General features: G+C 67.1%; 7 protein-coding genes and 1 other RNA gene. 2 read left to right on the forward strand and 6 right to left on the reverse strand.

The window, feature by feature from the left end; all coding sequences use genetic code 11:
• Positions 1-26 precede the first annotated feature (26 nt).
• Together R5H29_RS16645 and sugE are read right to left on the reverse strand one after the other, a co-directional pair.
• Complete coding sequence (locus R5H29_RS16645; RefSeq protein WP_332329501.1) at positions 27-10,928, reverse strand: autotransporter-associated beta strand repeat-containing protein; 10,902 nt, start codon at positions 10,926-10,928, stop codon at positions 27-29.
• A 358-nt stretch (positions 10,929-11,286) separates the two neighbouring features.
• Positions 11,287-11,604 carry a quaternary ammonium compound efflux SMR transporter SugE gene (sugE, locus tag R5H29_RS16650; protein ID WP_005415486.1) on the reverse strand — a complete coding sequence of 106 codons (318 nt, stop codon included), beginning with the start codon at positions 11,602-11,604 and terminating at the stop codon, positions 11,287-11,289.
• 302 nt (positions 11,605-11,906) lie between these two features.
• Here sugE and ffs point away from each other — a divergent pair.
• An RNA gene (ffs, locus tag R5H29_RS16655) (signal recognition particle sRNA small type) lies at positions 11,907-12,003 on the forward strand.
• Between the two features lie 90 nt (positions 12,004-12,093).
• Here ffs and R5H29_RS16660 read toward each other — a convergent pair.
• Genes R5H29_RS16660 through R5H29_RS16670 form a run of 3 tightly spaced genes read right to left on the reverse strand, consistent with a single transcriptional unit; the run spans position 12,094 to position 13,996 of the window.
• On the reverse strand, positions 12,094-12,483 hold the full coding sequence (locus tag R5H29_RS16660; RefSeq protein WP_049405685.1) for a DUF4440 domain-containing protein: 390 nt from the start codon (positions 12,481-12,483) through the stop codon (positions 12,094-12,096).
• On the reverse strand, positions 12,480-13,247 hold the full coding sequence (locus R5H29_RS16665) for an MBL fold metallo-hydrolase (RefSeq protein WP_111097839.1): 768 nt from the start codon (positions 13,245-13,247) through the stop codon (positions 12,480-12,482). Before R5H29_RS16665 ends, R5H29_RS16660 begins: the two co-directional genes overlap by 4 nt.
• Positions 13,247-13,996: a 3-deoxy-D-manno-octulosonic acid kinase gene (locus R5H29_RS16670; RefSeq protein WP_021204519.1), complete on the reverse strand. Its 750-nt coding sequence runs from the start codon at positions 13,994-13,996 to the stop codon at positions 13,247-13,249. The genes R5H29_RS16665 and R5H29_RS16670 overlap by 1 nt, the downstream gene beginning before the upstream one ends.
• Before the next feature lie 20 nt (positions 13,997-14,016).
• On the opposite strand from R5H29_RS16670, the gene R5H29_RS16675 reads away from it, so the two are divergent.
• A complete protein-coding gene (locus tag R5H29_RS16675; RefSeq protein WP_058980312.1) occupies positions 14,017-15,063 on the forward strand; it encodes a glycosyltransferase family 9 protein in 1,047 nt (348 codons plus the stop codon).
• Between the two features lie 18 nt (positions 15,064-15,081).
• Here R5H29_RS16675 and R5H29_RS16680 read toward each other — a convergent pair whose 3' ends face one another.
• On the reverse strand, positions 15,082-15,486 hold the full coding sequence (locus R5H29_RS16680) for a DUF6165 family protein (RefSeq protein ID WP_019659518.1): 405 nt from the start codon (positions 15,484-15,486) through the stop codon (positions 15,082-15,084).
• Between the last annotated feature and the right edge of the window lie 290 nt (positions 15,487-15,776).

Below are 15,776 nucleotides of genomic sequence, written 5' to 3' on the forward strand. Positions count from 1 at the left end.
GTGGATCCAACGTCGCCCCACTCTCCTCAGAAGCCCACGCGCAGGTTGATCTGCCCGCCCACGTCGCGGCGGCCATCGCCGTGCTGGCCCTGCACGAACATCGACAGCTGGCTGTTGCGGCCGAGGCCCACCGCCACGCCCACCTGACTGACCAGCGCATTGCGTGCCATCACCGCGCTGTAGACGTCGAAGGCATTGCCGCCCACCGCGAAGCGGTTGCGGCTGGCCACATCGGTATCACCCGATGCATGCTGCCAGCCCAGGCCAACCGTCAGCTGCGCCGGGAAGCGCTCGCCGCTGCCCACATCCCAACGGCCGCGCACGCCCACGGTGCTGACATTGAGCGTGTCCTTGCCGCCTTCCAGCGCCAGCGCAGCAGTGCCGCCCTGCTCCACTGCGCGATCGCTGTCGACCCAGTGCTTGGTGAACTGCACGTACGGCTGCAGCTGGGTCCTGCCATGGGACCAGGTCCAGCTGCCCTCCACCTGCGCGATGGTCACATCCGAGTCCTGGCGGCTGTACAGGGTCTGGCCCAGCAGCGGCACCTCACGCGTGGTGCGCGTGCGGTAGTCGCCGCGCGATACGCTGCCACCGACCGCGAAACCGTTGTTCCACTGGCCCTGTGCATACAGGCCGAACGTGTGGCCACGCAGGCGGGCCCGCGAACTGCGATCGTACAGGCGCGTATCCAGCCGCTCGTTGCCTGCGGCCGCACCCAGCACCACGTGCTCGCCCAGCTGCCAGTCCACGCCCGCCATCAGCGCATTGCGGTTGGAGCGGATGTCATCGCCGTTGCCGTCACCGTCCTGGCGGAACACCTTGCCACTCCCGGCCAGCCAGGCCGAGGCTCGCTCACCACGCACGGTCGGCAGCTCACTGCCCAGGCGCTGGCGGATACCCTCCTCCAGGTAGTTGTCGTACAGCAGCACCGCGCGGCTGGCCGCATGCACTTCACCCGAAAGCTGGTCGAACGCCGCGCGCGCAGTGCCCGCGTCATACATCAGCAGGGTGTTGTACAGGCCCAGCGCCGGGCCGCTCTGCGGCAGGCTGTCCAGCGCTGCGGCAGTGTTGTACTGGTTGCGCGTCGTCGCTGCGGTGGTGAATGCTGCGGTCTGCGCCACGTCTATCTGCAGGTTGGCGGTGTTGGCGGTATAGACCGGCGTAATCGTCAGGAAGGCCGACGGCGAGGTTGCCGAAGCGAACTGCCCGCTCAGGCCACCACCTGCATTGACCACCGTGTACTGCTGGCCCTGCTGGTAGCTGGTGCTCGGCGAAATGGTGTTCACCCGCACCGTGCTGCCACCCACGTTTGCACTACCGCCCACCTGCACCGTGTCGCTGCCGGTGGAACCCAGGTCGATGCCCAGCGTGCTGCCCGGCGACAGGGTCAGATTGCCGCCCACCGTAATGGTGCCGGCGCCATTGCCCGCACCGCCGCTGTTGCCTGGACCATTGCCCGGCGAGAGCACGCCGCCGCTGGACACCGTCACGCCACCGCCGGCCCCCCCGATGATGCCGGTTCCGGACAGCGTGGTGCCGCTGCCGATCGTCCACTGGCCACCGATATTGCCGGTGACATTCAGGCCACCGCCGGTGACCTGGCCGGTGCCGCTGAAGCCGCCGCTGTTGCCGCCCAGGTTCAGGCCGCCCGGGCCTGCCTGCACGATGCTGCCACCACCGCTGATGGTGCCGCCCAGCGTGGTGGTGCCGCCGGTGTTGATGACCAGGCCACCATTGTTGGTGATATTGCCGGTGATCGAGCCGCTGGCGCCGCCATTGCCGACCTGCACGGTGCCGCCGGCATTGATGGTGGTGCCGCCGGTGTAGGTGTTGTTGCCGGTCAGGACCACGGTGCCGGTGCCGGCCTGGGTCAGGCCACCGTTGCCGCTGATGGTGCCGCCCACCGTGGTGTTGCCGCCGACGTTGAACACCAGGCTGCCGTTGTTGGCAACGTTGCCGGTGATCGCACCGCTCGCGCCACCGTTGCCGACCTGCAGCGTGCCGCCGGTGTTGATGGTGGTGCCGCCGGTATAGGTGTTGTTACCGGTCAGGACCACGGTGCCGGTGCCGGCCTGGGTCAGGCCGCCGCTGCCGCTGATGGCACCGCCGACGGTGGTGTTGCCACCCACGTTGAACACCAGGCTGCCGTTGTTGACGACGCTGCCGCCGATGGCACCGGTCGCACCGCCATTGCCGACCTGCAGGGTGCCACCGGCATTGATGGTGGTCTGGCCGGTATAGGTGTTGTTGCCGTTCAGGGTCAGCGTGCCGCTGCCGGCCTGGGTCAGGCCGCCACTGCCACTGATGGTGCCATTCAGCGTGGTATTGCCCGCCACATTGGAGAGCAGCGTGCCATTGTTGGTGACGTCGCCGACGATCGAGCCCGTCGCACCGCCGTTGCCCAGCTGCAGCGTACCGCCGGCGTTGATGGTGGTACCGCCGGTATAGGTGCTGGTACCGGTCAGCAGCAACGTCCCGCTGCCGGCCTGGGTCAGGCCGCCGCTGCCGCTGATGGTGCCGCCCAGCGCGGTGTTGCCGCCCACGTTGGAGATCAACGCGCCATCGTTGGTGATGTCGCCAGCGATGGAGCCGGTTGCCCCGCCGTTGCCGACCTGCAGCGTGCCACCGGCATTGATGGTGGTGCCGCCGGTGTAGGTGTTGTTGCCAACCAGGGTCAACACGCCAGCGCCGGCCTGGATCAGCGTGCCACTGCCACTGATCGCGCCATCGACTGTGGTGTTGCCACCGACGTTGAACACCAGGCTGCCGTTGTTGGCAACGTTGCCGGTGATCGCGCCGGTCGCACCGCCATTGCCCACCTGCAGCGTGCCACCGGCATTGATGGTGGTGCCGCCGGTATAGGTGTTGTTGCCGGTCAGGGTCAGCGTGCCGCTGCCGGCCTGGGTCAGGCCACCGGCGCCGCTGATGGTGCCGCCCAGCGTGGTGTTGCCGGCCACGTTGGATACCAGCGCACCGTTGTTGGTGATGTCACCCACGATCGCGCCGGTTGCACCGCCGTTGCCCACCTGCAATGTGCCACCGGCATTGATGGTGGTACCGCCGGTGTAGGTGTTGTTGCCGGTCAGCACCAGCGTACCGCTGCCGGCCTGGGTCAGGCTGCCACTGCCGCTGACCACACCGCCCACGGTTGCCGTGGTGCCGAGGTTGTAGACCAGGCTGCCGTCGTTGGTGATGTCGCCCAGCACCGAGCCGGTGCTGCCACCGTTGCCGATCTGCAGCGTGCTGCCACCGTTGATGGTGGTGCCACCGGTGTAGGTGTTGTCACCGCTCAGGGTCAGCGTGCCGGTACCACTCTGCACCAGGCCACCGGTGCCGCCGATCACGCCGGCGAACGTGGTGCTGGCGTTGTTGCCGCCGGTGGTCAGCGTTGCACCGCCCAGCGCCACCGTACTGCCGGTAACACCGGCCAGGCCACCGATGCTCTGGTTGCCACCGGCACTGATGTCCAGCGTACCGGTGCCGGCCAGGTTCACCGTGCTGGCGTCGGACAGGCTGCCGCCCGCGCCCACCGCCAGCGTGCCGCTGTTGATGGTGGTGGTGCCGGTGTAGCTGCTGGCGCCGGCCAGGGTCAGCGTGGCCGCACCGTCTTTGGTCAGGCCGCCTGCACCGGAGACCGCACCGGCCAGCGTCAGGTCGTTGTTGCCCAGCACATCAAGCGTGGCACCGGCGCCGAGTGCAACGTTGTTGGCCAGGGTCACCGCCGCGTTGGCATCCAGCGAACCGTTCCCGGCCACGTTCAACGCACCCGTACCGAGCGCGGCATTGTTGCCGACCACCAGCCCGCCGGCATTGAGGGTGACGCCGCCGCTGAAGGTGTTCGCACCGCCCAGCGTCTGCACGCCAGCGCCGTCCTTGATCAGCGCTCCCGTGCCGCCGATGGTGCCGTCGAACGTGGTGTTGCCGACGCCGCCGAGAGTCAGCGTGTTGCCACCCAGCGCCACACTCGAACCCGCCACGCCCGCCAGCGAGCCGATGCTCTGGTTGCCGCCTGCGGAGATATCGAACGCGGTACCCGCATTGGCGAGGGTGACCGCACCGGTCGCCGCCAGGCTGCCGCCGGCACCGATCGCCAGCGTGCCGGCATTGATGGTGGTGCCGCCGGTGAAGGTGTTGGTACCGGTCAGGGTTTCGGTGCCGGCGCCTTCCTTGATCAGGCCGCCGGTGCCGGCAATCGAACCACCGAACGTGCCGTTGCTGGCATCGCCGATGGTCAGCGTGTTCGCGCCCAGATTCACCGTACCGTTGCCGATCAGCGTGCCGAACACCTGCGTACCCGCACCGGCCGACAGATCGAAGGTCGCGCCGGTGGCCAGGTTGACGGTGCCACTGGCAAGCAGGCTCGCGCCCGCGCCCAGCGCCAGCGTACCGGCGTTGATGTTGGTGCCACCGGAATAGGTGTTGGTGCCGTTCAAGGTCAGTGTGGCCAGGCCCTCCTTGGTGAGGAACCCGGTGCCGCTGAGATTGCCGTTGAGTGTCAGATCGTTGCTGCCCAGCACGGTCAGGCCGGCATTGAGAACGAAGTTGTTGCCCAGCGTGATCGCGCTGTTGGAATCGAGCGAGGCATTGCCACCCACGGTCACCGTACCCGTGCCAAGCGCGGAATTGTTGCCGACCACCAGGCCACCGGCGTTGAGCGTGACGCCACCGCTGAAGGCATTGGCACCATTCAGCGTCTGCACGCCGGCGCCGTTCTTGATCAGGCCGCCACTGCCGCTGATCACGCCGTTGTAGGTGCTGTCGGCGACGCCGCCGAGGGTCAGCGTGTTGCCGCCCAGCGCCACTGTGCTGCCGGCCACGCCGGCCAGCGAACCAATGCTCTGGCTGCCACCGCCGGAGATGTCCAGCGTGCCGGCACCGGCCAGATTCACCGCGCCGGTGGACGCCAGGCTGCCTCCGGCACCGATGGCCAGCGTGCCGTTGTTGATGGTGGTGCCGCCGGAATAGGTGTTGGCACCGGTCAGGGTCACCGTGGCTGCGCCGTCCTTCACCAGACCACCGGCACCGCTGATGATGCCGTCCAGGGTCAGCCCATTGCTGCCGAGCAGGGTGAGGTTGTTGCCGGCAGAGAGGTTGATGGCGTTGCCGAGGGTGACTGCCAGGCTGCTGTCCAGCGTCGCGTCGGCCCCCACGTCCAGCGCCCCCGTACCCAGCGCGCTGTTGTTGCCGACCACCAGGCCTCCACCGTTCAAGGCCAGACCACCACTGAACAGGTTGGCGCCGCCCAGGGTGAGGATACCCACGCCGTTCTTGACCAGCGCACCGGTGCCGGAAATCGAACCGTCGAAGGTGCTGCTGTCGGCGCCGCCGAGGATCAGCGAGTTGGCGCCGAGGCTGACCAGGGAGCCGGTCACGCCAGACAGTGAACCAATCGTCTGGTTGGCACCGGAACCCGAAATGTCGAAGCCCGCGCCGGCGGCGGCGACGTTCACCGCTCCGGACGAGGACAGACTGCCGCCGAGACCGATCGCCAGCGTGCCGCCGTTGATGGTGGTGCCGCCGGTGTAGGTATTGGTGCCGGTCAGTGTCTCGATACCGCTACCGACCTTGGTCAGGCTGCCGGTGCCGGCGATCGAACCGCTGAAGGTGCCGTTGGCGGCGCTGCCCACTTCGATGTTGTTGGCGCCCAGGTTGACCGTGCCGTTGCCAACCAGCGTGCCGAACACCTGCGTGCCGTTGCCGGCCGACAGGTCCAGCGTGGCGCCGGTGGCGAGATTGACGGTGCCGCTTGCGGCCAGGCTGGCCCCGGCGCCGAGTGCCAGCGTGCCGGCGTTGACGTTGGTACCGCCGGTGTAGGTGTTGGCGCCGTTCAAGGTCAGCATCGCAGTGCCGTTCTTGGTCAGGCTGCCGGCACCGGAGAGCACACCGTTGAGGGTGAGCGCGCTGGTGCCCAGCACCGTCAGCCCGGCGTTGAGCACCACGTTGTTGGCCAGCGTCGCCAGCGCGGTGGTATCCAGCGTGGTCGCCCCACCGACGGTGAGCACGCCGGTACCCAGCGCGGCATCATTGCCGAGCACCAGGCCGCCGGCATCGAGCGAGACGCCCCCGCCGAAGGTATTGGCACCGGACAGGGTCTGCACCCCGGCGCCGACCTTCACCAGCCCGCCACCACCACCGATCACGCCATCGAAGGTCCCGTTGGTCGCGGTGCCGAAGGTCAGCGAATTGCCCCCCAGCGCCAGTGTGGTTCCGAGCACGCCGTTGAGCGCACCGATGGTCTGGTTGCCGGTCGCGCCGGAGATATCGAAGCCCGCGCCGGCATTACCGAGCGTGAGGTCGCCAGCGGCAGCCAGACTGCCCCCCACGCCCAGCGCCAGCGTGCCGGCGTTGATGGTGGTGCCACCGCTGTAAGTGTTGGCGCCGTCCAGTGTCAGCGTGGCGGTGCCGTTCTTGATCAGGCTGCCATTGCCGGACACGATGCCGCCCAGGGTCAGCGCATTGCTGCCCGCTACGGTCAGCGCCACGCCCGAGCCAAGGTTCACCGCGTTGCCCAGCGTCACCGCGGTGCCGGCATCCAGCGAAGCACTGTTGTTCACCGCCAGCGTGCCGGAACCCAGCGCCCCGTTGGCGCCCACCACCAGGCTGCCGCCGTTCAAGGTCAGGCCGCCATCGAACGTGTTGGTGTTGTTGAGCGTCAGCAGACCCGTACCGTTCTTGACCAGGCTGCCGTTGCCAGCCACCACGCCGCCGAGGGTGACATCATTGGTGCCGCCCAGCGTCAGTTGCGTACCGGCACCAAAGTTCACCGCGTTGGCCAGGTTCAGCGCCACGGTACTGTCCAGCGTGGTGGTGCCACCGATGCCCAGCGGACCCGTGCCGAGCGCACTGGCGTCGCCGAGAATCAGGCCGCCCGCGTTGAGCGCAAGGCCACCGCTGAACGTGTTGGCGCCGGACAGCGTCTGCACGCCCGTACCGGTCTTGATCAGGCCACCGGTACCGTCGATCACGCCGGCAAAACTGCCATCGGCGGCACTGCCGAAGGTGAGTGACTGCGCGCCAAGCAGCAGCTGGCTGCCTGCCACGCCGTTCAGTGCGCCGATGGTCTGCGCTGCACCCGCTGCGGAGATGTCCAGTGCCGCACCGGCGCCCGCAAGATCCACTGCACCGGTTGCGGCAAGACTGCCGCCCGCTCCCAGCGCCAGCGTGCCTGCGTTAATGGTCGTGCCACCGTTGTAGGTATTGGCGCCAGACAACGTCAGCCGCGCCGTACCGTCCTTGATCAGCCCGCCAACACCGAATACCGGGCCGGCGAGCGTCAGGTCATTGCTGCCCAGCACCGTGAGGTTGGCGCCGGCGGCGAGGCCTATGTTGTTGGTCACGGTGAGCGCCGATGCTGCATCCAGCGAAGCGTTGCCGCCCACGTCCAGCTGGCCGGTACCCAATGCCTGCGCATTGCCCAGCTGCAGCAGGCCCGCGTTGAGGCCAACACCCCCGCTGAAGGTGTTGGCTCCGTTCAACGCCAGTGTCGCCGCACCGTTCTTGACCAGGCCGCCAGTGCCGCTGATGACACCGCCCAGCGACACGTCCTGGCTGCCCAGCAGATCCAGCACCGCGCCTGCACCGAGGTTGACGTCGTTGGCGAGATTCAGGGCCACCGAACTGTCCAGCGTGGTATCGGCCCCCACCGACAATGCACCGGTGCCCAGCGCGCCGGCATTGCCCAGCAGCAGGCCGCCGCCGTTGACGGTCAGCCCCCCACCGAAGCTGTTGGCGCCATTGAGGGTCAAGGTGGTGGCACCGTTCTTCACCAGCCTGCCCGCACCGGACACCACCCCACCCAGCGTGATCGCCTGCGAACCCGGCAGCGACAACGCGGCGCCTGCACCCAGTGCCACGTTGTTGCTCAGGTTCAGCGGCGCACTGCCGTCGAGCGAGACGTTGCCACCGATGCCCAGTGTCCCCGTACCGAGCGCGCCGCTGTTGCCCAGCAGCAGGCTGCCCGCGTTTGCGTTCAGTCCACCGCTGAAGGTGTTGGTTCCGTTCAAGGTCAGTGTCGAGGCGCCGTTCTTGACCAGGCTGCCGGTGCCCGTGATGTTGCCGGCCAGGGCCAGGTTCTGGCTACCCGGCAGGGTCAGGGCCGCGCCGAGGTTGATCGCACTGCCCAGGTTCAACGCTGCCGTGGCATCCAGCGACCCGTTGCCACTGACCGTCAGCGCGCCGCTTCCCAGCGCACCGGCGTTGCCCAGCACCAGCCCACCGGCCGCAAGATTCACCCCACCGCTGAAGGTATTGGCACCGGTCAGCGTCTGCACGCCGGTACCCTGCTTGATCAGCCCACCGGTGCCGCCGATCACGCCGGCGAAGGTCTGGTTGGTGGCATCACCGAAGGTGAGCGTGCTGCTGCCCAGCGTCACCGTGCTGCCGGCAATACCGGACAGCGCGCCGATGGTCTGGTTGCCGCCGAGCGAGATGTCCAGGTCCGCGCCAACGCCGGTCAGGCTGACCGCACCGCCGGCGGCCAGGCTTCCGCCGCTGCCCACCGCAACCTTGCCGGCATTGATCGCCAGGCCGCCGATGAAGGTATTTGCGCCACCCAGCGTAAGCGTGGCCGCACCGTTCTTGACCAGGCTGCCGGTGCCAACGATGGCGCCGCCCAGCGTCAATGCATTGCTGCCCAGTACATTCAGCAGGCCACCTGCGCCGAGGTTGATGCCGTTGCCCACGCTCAGCGCCGCGCTGGCATCGAGCGTTGTCGGACCGCCGACATTCAGCGCGCCGGTTCCGAGCGCGCCGGCATTGCCCAGGACCAAGCCACCGGCATTGAGCGCCAGCCCACCACCAAAGGTATTTGCACCGTTGAGCGTCAGCGTGGTCGCACCACTCTTGACCAGGCTGCCGGTGCCACCGATCACGCCGTTGAACGTCAACGCCTGGTTGCCGAGCAGATTGAGGCTGGCACCCGAACCGAGGTTGACCGCGTTGCCCAGTGCAAGCGCCCCCGTGGTTCCATCGAGCGTCACGTCGCCGCCGACACTGAGCGCACCGCTGCCCAGCGCAGCAGCATTGCCCAGCAGCAGGCCGCCGCCGTTGAGTGCCACGCCGCCACTGAGGTTGTTCACGCCCGACAAGGTCTGCACGCCGGTGCCCAGCTTGACCAGGCCACCCGTGCCCGCGGCGAACGTGGCGCTGTAGCTGGTATCGCCCAGCCCCGCGAGGGTGAGCGTGTGGCTGCCTAGGTTGACCGAACCGCCGAGGCCCGCCAGCGAACCGATGGTCTGGTTGGCGGCCGCCGAAAGATCCAGGCTGGTGCCGACGCCCAGCGTGATCGCGCCGGTGGGCGACAGGCTACCGCCCGCGCCCAAGGCCAACGCGCCCCCGGCCAGATTGAAGCTGCCGCTCAGCGAATTGGCACCGTTCAGGGTCAGCGTGCCCGCACCGTTCTTGGTCACGTTGCCGGCACCGGAAATCGAGCCACTCAATGTCAGCGCATTGCTGCCCAGCAGGTTCAGCGAGCCCCCGCCATTGACCACCAGGTTGTTGCCCAGGTTGAAGCCCGCCGTCGTGTCCAGCGAGGCGCTGCCACCGACGGTCAGATTGCCGCTGCCGAGTGCACCGGCATTGCCCAGCAGCAGGCCGCCGGCATTGAGGTTGACGCCACCGGAGAACAGGTTTGCGCCGCCGAGAGTAACGATGCCGGTGTTGTTGACCGTCAGTCCGCCAGCACCTGAAAGCACGCCATTCAAGCCGAACGCATTGGTCCCGGCCAGGGATAGATTGCCGCCGAGGCTGAAGGCGTTGGCCAGATTCAGACCGGCCGTGGAGGATGCGATGGCACCGCCGTTGGCGGTGAACAGCCCTGTGCCGAAGGAACCGGCATTGTTGAAATTGACCAAGCCATCATTGAGCGTGGTCGCACCTGCACCCGCCCACGCACCCTGCAGGTTCCAGGTGCCGCTGTTGACGGTGAGCTTCTGGAAATTGAGGTACTGGTTCCAGCCCAGCGTGGTCACCGCTCCGCCGGTGCCGGCCCCCGGACCGCTGACGACGTTCTGCAACACCAGCGTGTTGTTGGCCGCACCACTGCCGGTGCCGGCGTCGACCGATCCCGCAGCCGCAACCTTCACCCCGGTGACACCGGTAATCACGCCTGCAAGAGCGCTGCCGCCGCCGCTCACAACGCTGGAACCCGACACTGCGGTGAAGGTGTTGCCGCCGGTTGAATCACCCAGGTGAACGCTGCCACTGACCGCCCCCGCATTGAGGAACGTATTACCGCCAGAAGCGCCCAGACCGACACGCCCGTCGATGGTGCCGGTGTTGGTCACATTGGCTGCCGCACCACCGTACGTCACCACGGTAGTCGCGTCGGAAACGCTGCCTGCGCCGATCAACGACGTGCTGATCAGGCCGGCGTTGTTGATGGTGGTGGTGCCGTTGACATTCTGTGCCACCAGCGCCTGTCCACCGAAGCCCAGCAGCGTTGCGATGTTGACGACACCCTTGATCTGTCCGCTGGCATTGTTGTTGACGACGATCGCGCTGTTGTTGGCAGAAGCATTGCCGATGACCAGGCCGGGCGAGGCGAGGATGATCGAGCTCGGATCGATCGTGCCATTGTTGTTGACCGTCACGTTGTCGCCGGTCAGCGTTGCTGCGTTGCCGCCACCTACGATCGGCGGCGTACGCAGCAATGCACCCGCGTCGATGTTCAGCGTGAGGCCGTTGGTCGCGTTGGAGTAGTTGTTGATGTTGGTGCTGCTGTCGCAGTTTACGGTTGTGGTGCCCGTGCACGCTGCGAATGCCGGTCCGCTGGCCAGTGTGGCGGCCAAAGCCGCCGCCAGCTGGTGCGCCCGCAATCGCGGCACCCGCCCTGCGCTGACCGCGCTTCCGCCGGGATTGCCGGCGATCTCCGAAGCAACCTGCATTACCCCAAGGGCACGATTGAAAACCAGACGGTAAATGCGGTTCATCGGTAAATCTCCATGAAAAGACCGGATGGCACAGCTGGCAGGTTTTTTGGAGACAATGCGGCCCACCCCGGCTCCCGATGCGGGAACAAGGTTCGAGGGCATTAACTCCTGAAAATCTTCACATCTTCACGCGGTCGCACCCGGTGACAGGTACGACAGCGTGTCCCTCAAGGCGAAAACTCCCCGGTTTCGCCCGACGAATGGCGGCACTGTGCGACCGTCGGTGCCAGCGGCATGTGAATCACGCTCGTTATTTTCATGACGTACGTCAAATAAAACGGGCGGACAAAATGGTCTTGCCGAAAATGCATATACCTGCCGAAAGCGGAGATTCCCTTCCCCGCCTTAAGTAAATCATTCAGCTGCTCGAGAGTTTCATCAGCACCAGGCCGGAAACGATCAGCACCGCTGCACCGATCCGCATCGGGCTGACCTGCTCGCCCAGGAACACGATGCCGACCACGAATGCACCGACCGCGCCGATGCCGGTCCAGATTGTGTAGGCAGTGCCCAGCGGCAGGCTGCGCATGGCTACTGCAAGCAGCCAGAAGCTGGCGATCATGCCGATGATCGTGACTACGGTGGGGGTGAGCCTGGTGAAGCCTTCGGACTGCTTCATGGACACGGCCCAGACGATTTCCAGCAGGCCGGCGAACAACAGATAGATCCAGGCCATGACAGCCCTCCTCTTGGTAGGGCCAGGCCGTCCTGGTCAGTGGTTCCCGATGTGGGGGAGGCCGTTCCTCCTGGCCGGCATTGTAGCAACGCCGGTCGCGCCGGGCCCTTGCCAGCAGACGCGGGTTACAGCCGATTCAGTGCACGAAGCTGGCGTCGATGTACCTGCCTGCGCTATAGTTGCCGTCTGCCATCGGTCAGCCGATGTGCAGTCCGGCTGTGGTCTCCGGCGCGTCGCGCGCTGCTTCCCCTGATCGGTGAACACCGGCCGCCCCTTGGGCGGCCAACGTCTCTATGGTGGCCCCGTCGGCCCCTCGCGACGCTAGGTCGAAAATCCCGCCAGGGCCGGAAGGCAGCAACGGTATCGATCGACGCGGGCGCCGAGGTCAGCCGGCGGGGCCATCGCCTTTTCCGCACTGGGGTCAGTTCCCTTTGCATGGCAAAGGGATCTGACCCCGGCTTCGCATTCTTGGCCCGGCATGGCGCCGCGCTACCCTGCCTCGGGCGTGCCCTGGTGGAACACCATGCGCCATCTGTCCCCGTGCCGGCGCCACAGCGAACTGCGCAGCACCCAGTGCTGCAGCTGCCCATCAAGGTGATGGCGGCTGCGGTAGCGCACCTGGGCCAGGTCCTGCGACAGCAGCCAGACGGCGTACTGCTCCGATTCGATCTGCACCTGGGCACGCTCCAGCGGAATCTCCACCAGCGCGGCCGCACGGTCGTAGCACTGGCCGGAGCTGCCGATCTCGCTGAAATCCTCATCCAGCAATGCGGCCAGTTGCTCGCGGTCGGCACGCACCTGCGGCGCATGCAGTGCACGCTCCAGCGCCTCCAGCCCGGCAGCCAACGCCGCACCTGCGGGCTGGCCGGTACCGCTCACGCCGGATCCTGCGCCAGTACGTGCGGCGCGGTCGGGCTGGCCAGGGGCACGCACTGCCCCGGCTGCGCAACACGGTGCCCCCGCGCCGCCAGCGCCTGGCCATCGGCCACGCTGGCATAGTGGTAAAGCATCATCCGCGCCCGCAGCTCGGCGCTGTATTCACGCTCCAGATCGTCCACGCCGGTGTGCGAGGGATTGCCGTGCAGGCCGCAGTCGTGGGCGATCAGCTCGTTGTCATTGGCGAAGCGGGCCAGCATCTCCGGAATCGGCCGGGTATCGCCGCTCCAGGTCAGCGCGCCCTGCAGGCGCAGGCCATAGGCCGTCTCCGGCCAGTGGTGGCGCACTGGGAACACCTCCAGGCGCACTCCCTCGTGCCAGAACGCATCGCCCACCACGACCAGTTGGAAGGCATCCCAGAAGTTCGCACCGCCCTCGGCCAGCACGTTCGGATAGTCACCGATGCGCTGGTGCAGCAGCGGCACCACCGTGGCCGGCACATACAGGCGCACCTTGCCGCGCCGCTGCGCATTGAAGAAGGTGTCCACGAACAGCCGTTCGAAGCCTGCCACGTGGTCAAGGTGCACATGGGTCACGAACAACGCCTGCGGCATGTGGCCGTAGTGCGCCTTGAACGCGGTCAGCCCTTCACCACCACAATCAATGGTCAGCCACGGACGCCCATCCCGCTCGATCACCGACATCGGCGACCCCAGCTCGACCGCCGACGCATTGCCGACGCCGAGGAAACGCAACGACCAATCCATCAGGTGCCCCGGTTCCAGGCCATGTCATAGGCACGGCGCAGCCGCGCGTAGTCCTTCTGCACATCTTCCACGCTGCGCTCGCCGCGCAACTTGATCAGCGAGCGCAGCAGGCGCTTGAGGTTGCGTTCGCGCCAGGCGGTGGCCGGAATGCGGATCACCCCACGGTCGAAGTCGATCAGCCAGCCATGGCCGTTGCCATCGAACAGGATGTTGTGCGCGTTGAGGTCGGCATGGTCCAGGCCGGCACGATGGAAGCGGGCGATCAGCCGCCCCGTCTCCTCCCAGGGCGCGCCCCGGCCGGCGACCAGGGCGCGGTCGGCCAGCGAGCGCACGCCCTCGATCCGCTCCATCAGGATCGCGGCCCGGTAGCGCAGGCCCTCGCGCATGTAGAACGCGGCGATCGGCCGTGGCACCGGCAGCTTCTTCTCGCGCAGCGCGCGCATCAGCCGGAATTCGGCGAAGCTGCGGGTCCGGTCCGAACCGCGCCACAGGTACTGGTCGTGGCTGAGCTTCGCGGCCAGGCCGCCCCGCAGGTAGTGCCGCAGCACGCTGGCCCCGAACGGCGCATCGACGAACCAGGCGCTGCCGCGGCCGCCCTCGCCCACCGGCCGGGCCCTGCTGCCCCAGTGCTGGGGCGAGAACAGGCCGATGTCGGCTTGCCGCAGCCGCTCGCGGTCGAACAGAATGGCCCCGATGCCGCGACCCTCGCGGCATGGCGTCAGCGCTTCATTGGCGTCGAATGCGACCATTTCATTGAGTCTAACAACACATGGCATCAGCGTCCTCCTCCTTGTGCCTCCTGCGCCTGTCCGCACTCGGCGACGTCACCCACGTGGTGCCCCTGGTGCGAACCCTGCAGGCTGCGCGCCCGGACACGCCGATCCACTGGATCATCGACAAGGTTGGCCACAAGCTGCTTGACGGCCTGCCCGGTGTCACCTTCCATGCCTACGACAAGAAGAGCGGCATGGCTGGGGTCAAGGAACTGCGCAGGCAACTGCCACCGGGGCGCTTCGAGGCGCTTCTGCAGATGCAGGTCGCATTCCGCGCCAACCTGCTGTCAGCCTTCATTCCGGCCGAACGCCGCATCGGCTACGACCGCAGCCGCTCCAAGGACCTGCACGGGCTCTTCATCAACGAGCGCATTCCTGACCGCCCCGGCATCCATGTACTGGATGCCATCGGCAGCTTCTGCGAACCGCTGGGCCTGCGCCAGACCGAAGTCAGCTGGGATCTGGCCGTGCCGCCCTCCGCCTTCGAGTGGGCCGCCGCGCAGTGGCAGGACGATGGCCGCCCGGTGCTGATGATCTCGCCCTGCTCCAGCCACGTGCGGCGCAACTGGTATGCGGACCGCTATGCAGCGGTGGCCAACCACGCCGCACAGCGCGGTTGGCGGGTGGTGCTGTGCGGTGGCCGCAGCGAACTGGAGCGCCACATGGCCGATGCGATCCAGGCGCAGCTGCAGACGCCGGCACTGGACCTGGTCGGCAAGGACACGTTGAAGCAGCTGCCTGCCCTGCTGGCCCGCGCCAATCTGGTGATGACCCCGGACTCGGGCCCGATGCACATCGCCAACGCGATGGGCGCCAAAGTGCTGGGCCTGCATGCAGCCAGCAATCCGGACCGCAGTGGCCCGTACTCGGACCGCCGCTACTGCGTGGACCGCTACGATGATGCCGCGCGCAAGTACCTGGCCAAGCAGGCGGCGGACCTGAAGTGGGGCACCAAGATCGAATTCGACGATGTGATGGAACTGATCACCGTGGAAGACGGTATCGCTGCGTTCGAACGCTACGTCGCCGACCACCTGGGGTGATCGGCAGCCTGCCCGGGTTTACGTGCGCTGCGCGTAATCCTGGTAGGACTTCTCTTCCACGTACGCCGAGCCCAGCGCCAGGTTGATCGCCTTCTTGATGCGCGCGCGCTCGTCGTTGCGCAGGTAGACACTGCGCGCCAGGTCGATGAAGCCCTGGTCGAACGCCTGCACCTTCTCCTTCAGGCGGATGTCGTCCTCGATGTCCCACAGCTGCTCGTTGACCGCCTTCAGCTCGGCACGCAGCTTGGCGATGTCCTTCACCGCGGCCGGGTGTGCCATCCAGGTCTGCTCCAGCGCCGACAGCTCCTTGCGCACATTGGCCAGCTTGCCCTCGTCGCTGATGCGCTCGGACTTGATCTGCAGGATCGAGATCTTGTCCAGCAGCTCGCCGAAGGAAACGGGGACGAGGATTTCAGCGGTCATGGGGAAAAGCTCCAGCAGGTGATGCGTACATGTTAACCCGCAGCGTCCGCACGGATATCCCGGGTAGATCCACGCCATGCGTGGATGAGCCTGCCAGCAGGAACAGCATCCAGGCACCGCGCGGATCTCCCGTGATCCATCTGGAGGAACAAGCCCCTCTGTTGAGGGGCTGCCCCGACAGGGGCGGGGAGAGGCCGGCAAAGGGAGGGGCCCACGCGTTGCGCAGCAACGTGTGGGGCGACGCGCAGAGCGCGTCGCGTCCCGCGCCAGATCAGTACAGGGTCACTACG

This window comes from Stenotrophomonas sp. A3_2 (assembly GCF_036624925.1).
Classification (GTDB): domain Bacteria; phylum Pseudomonadota; class Gammaproteobacteria; order Xanthomonadales; family Xanthomonadaceae; genus Stenotrophomonas; species Stenotrophomonas hibiscicola.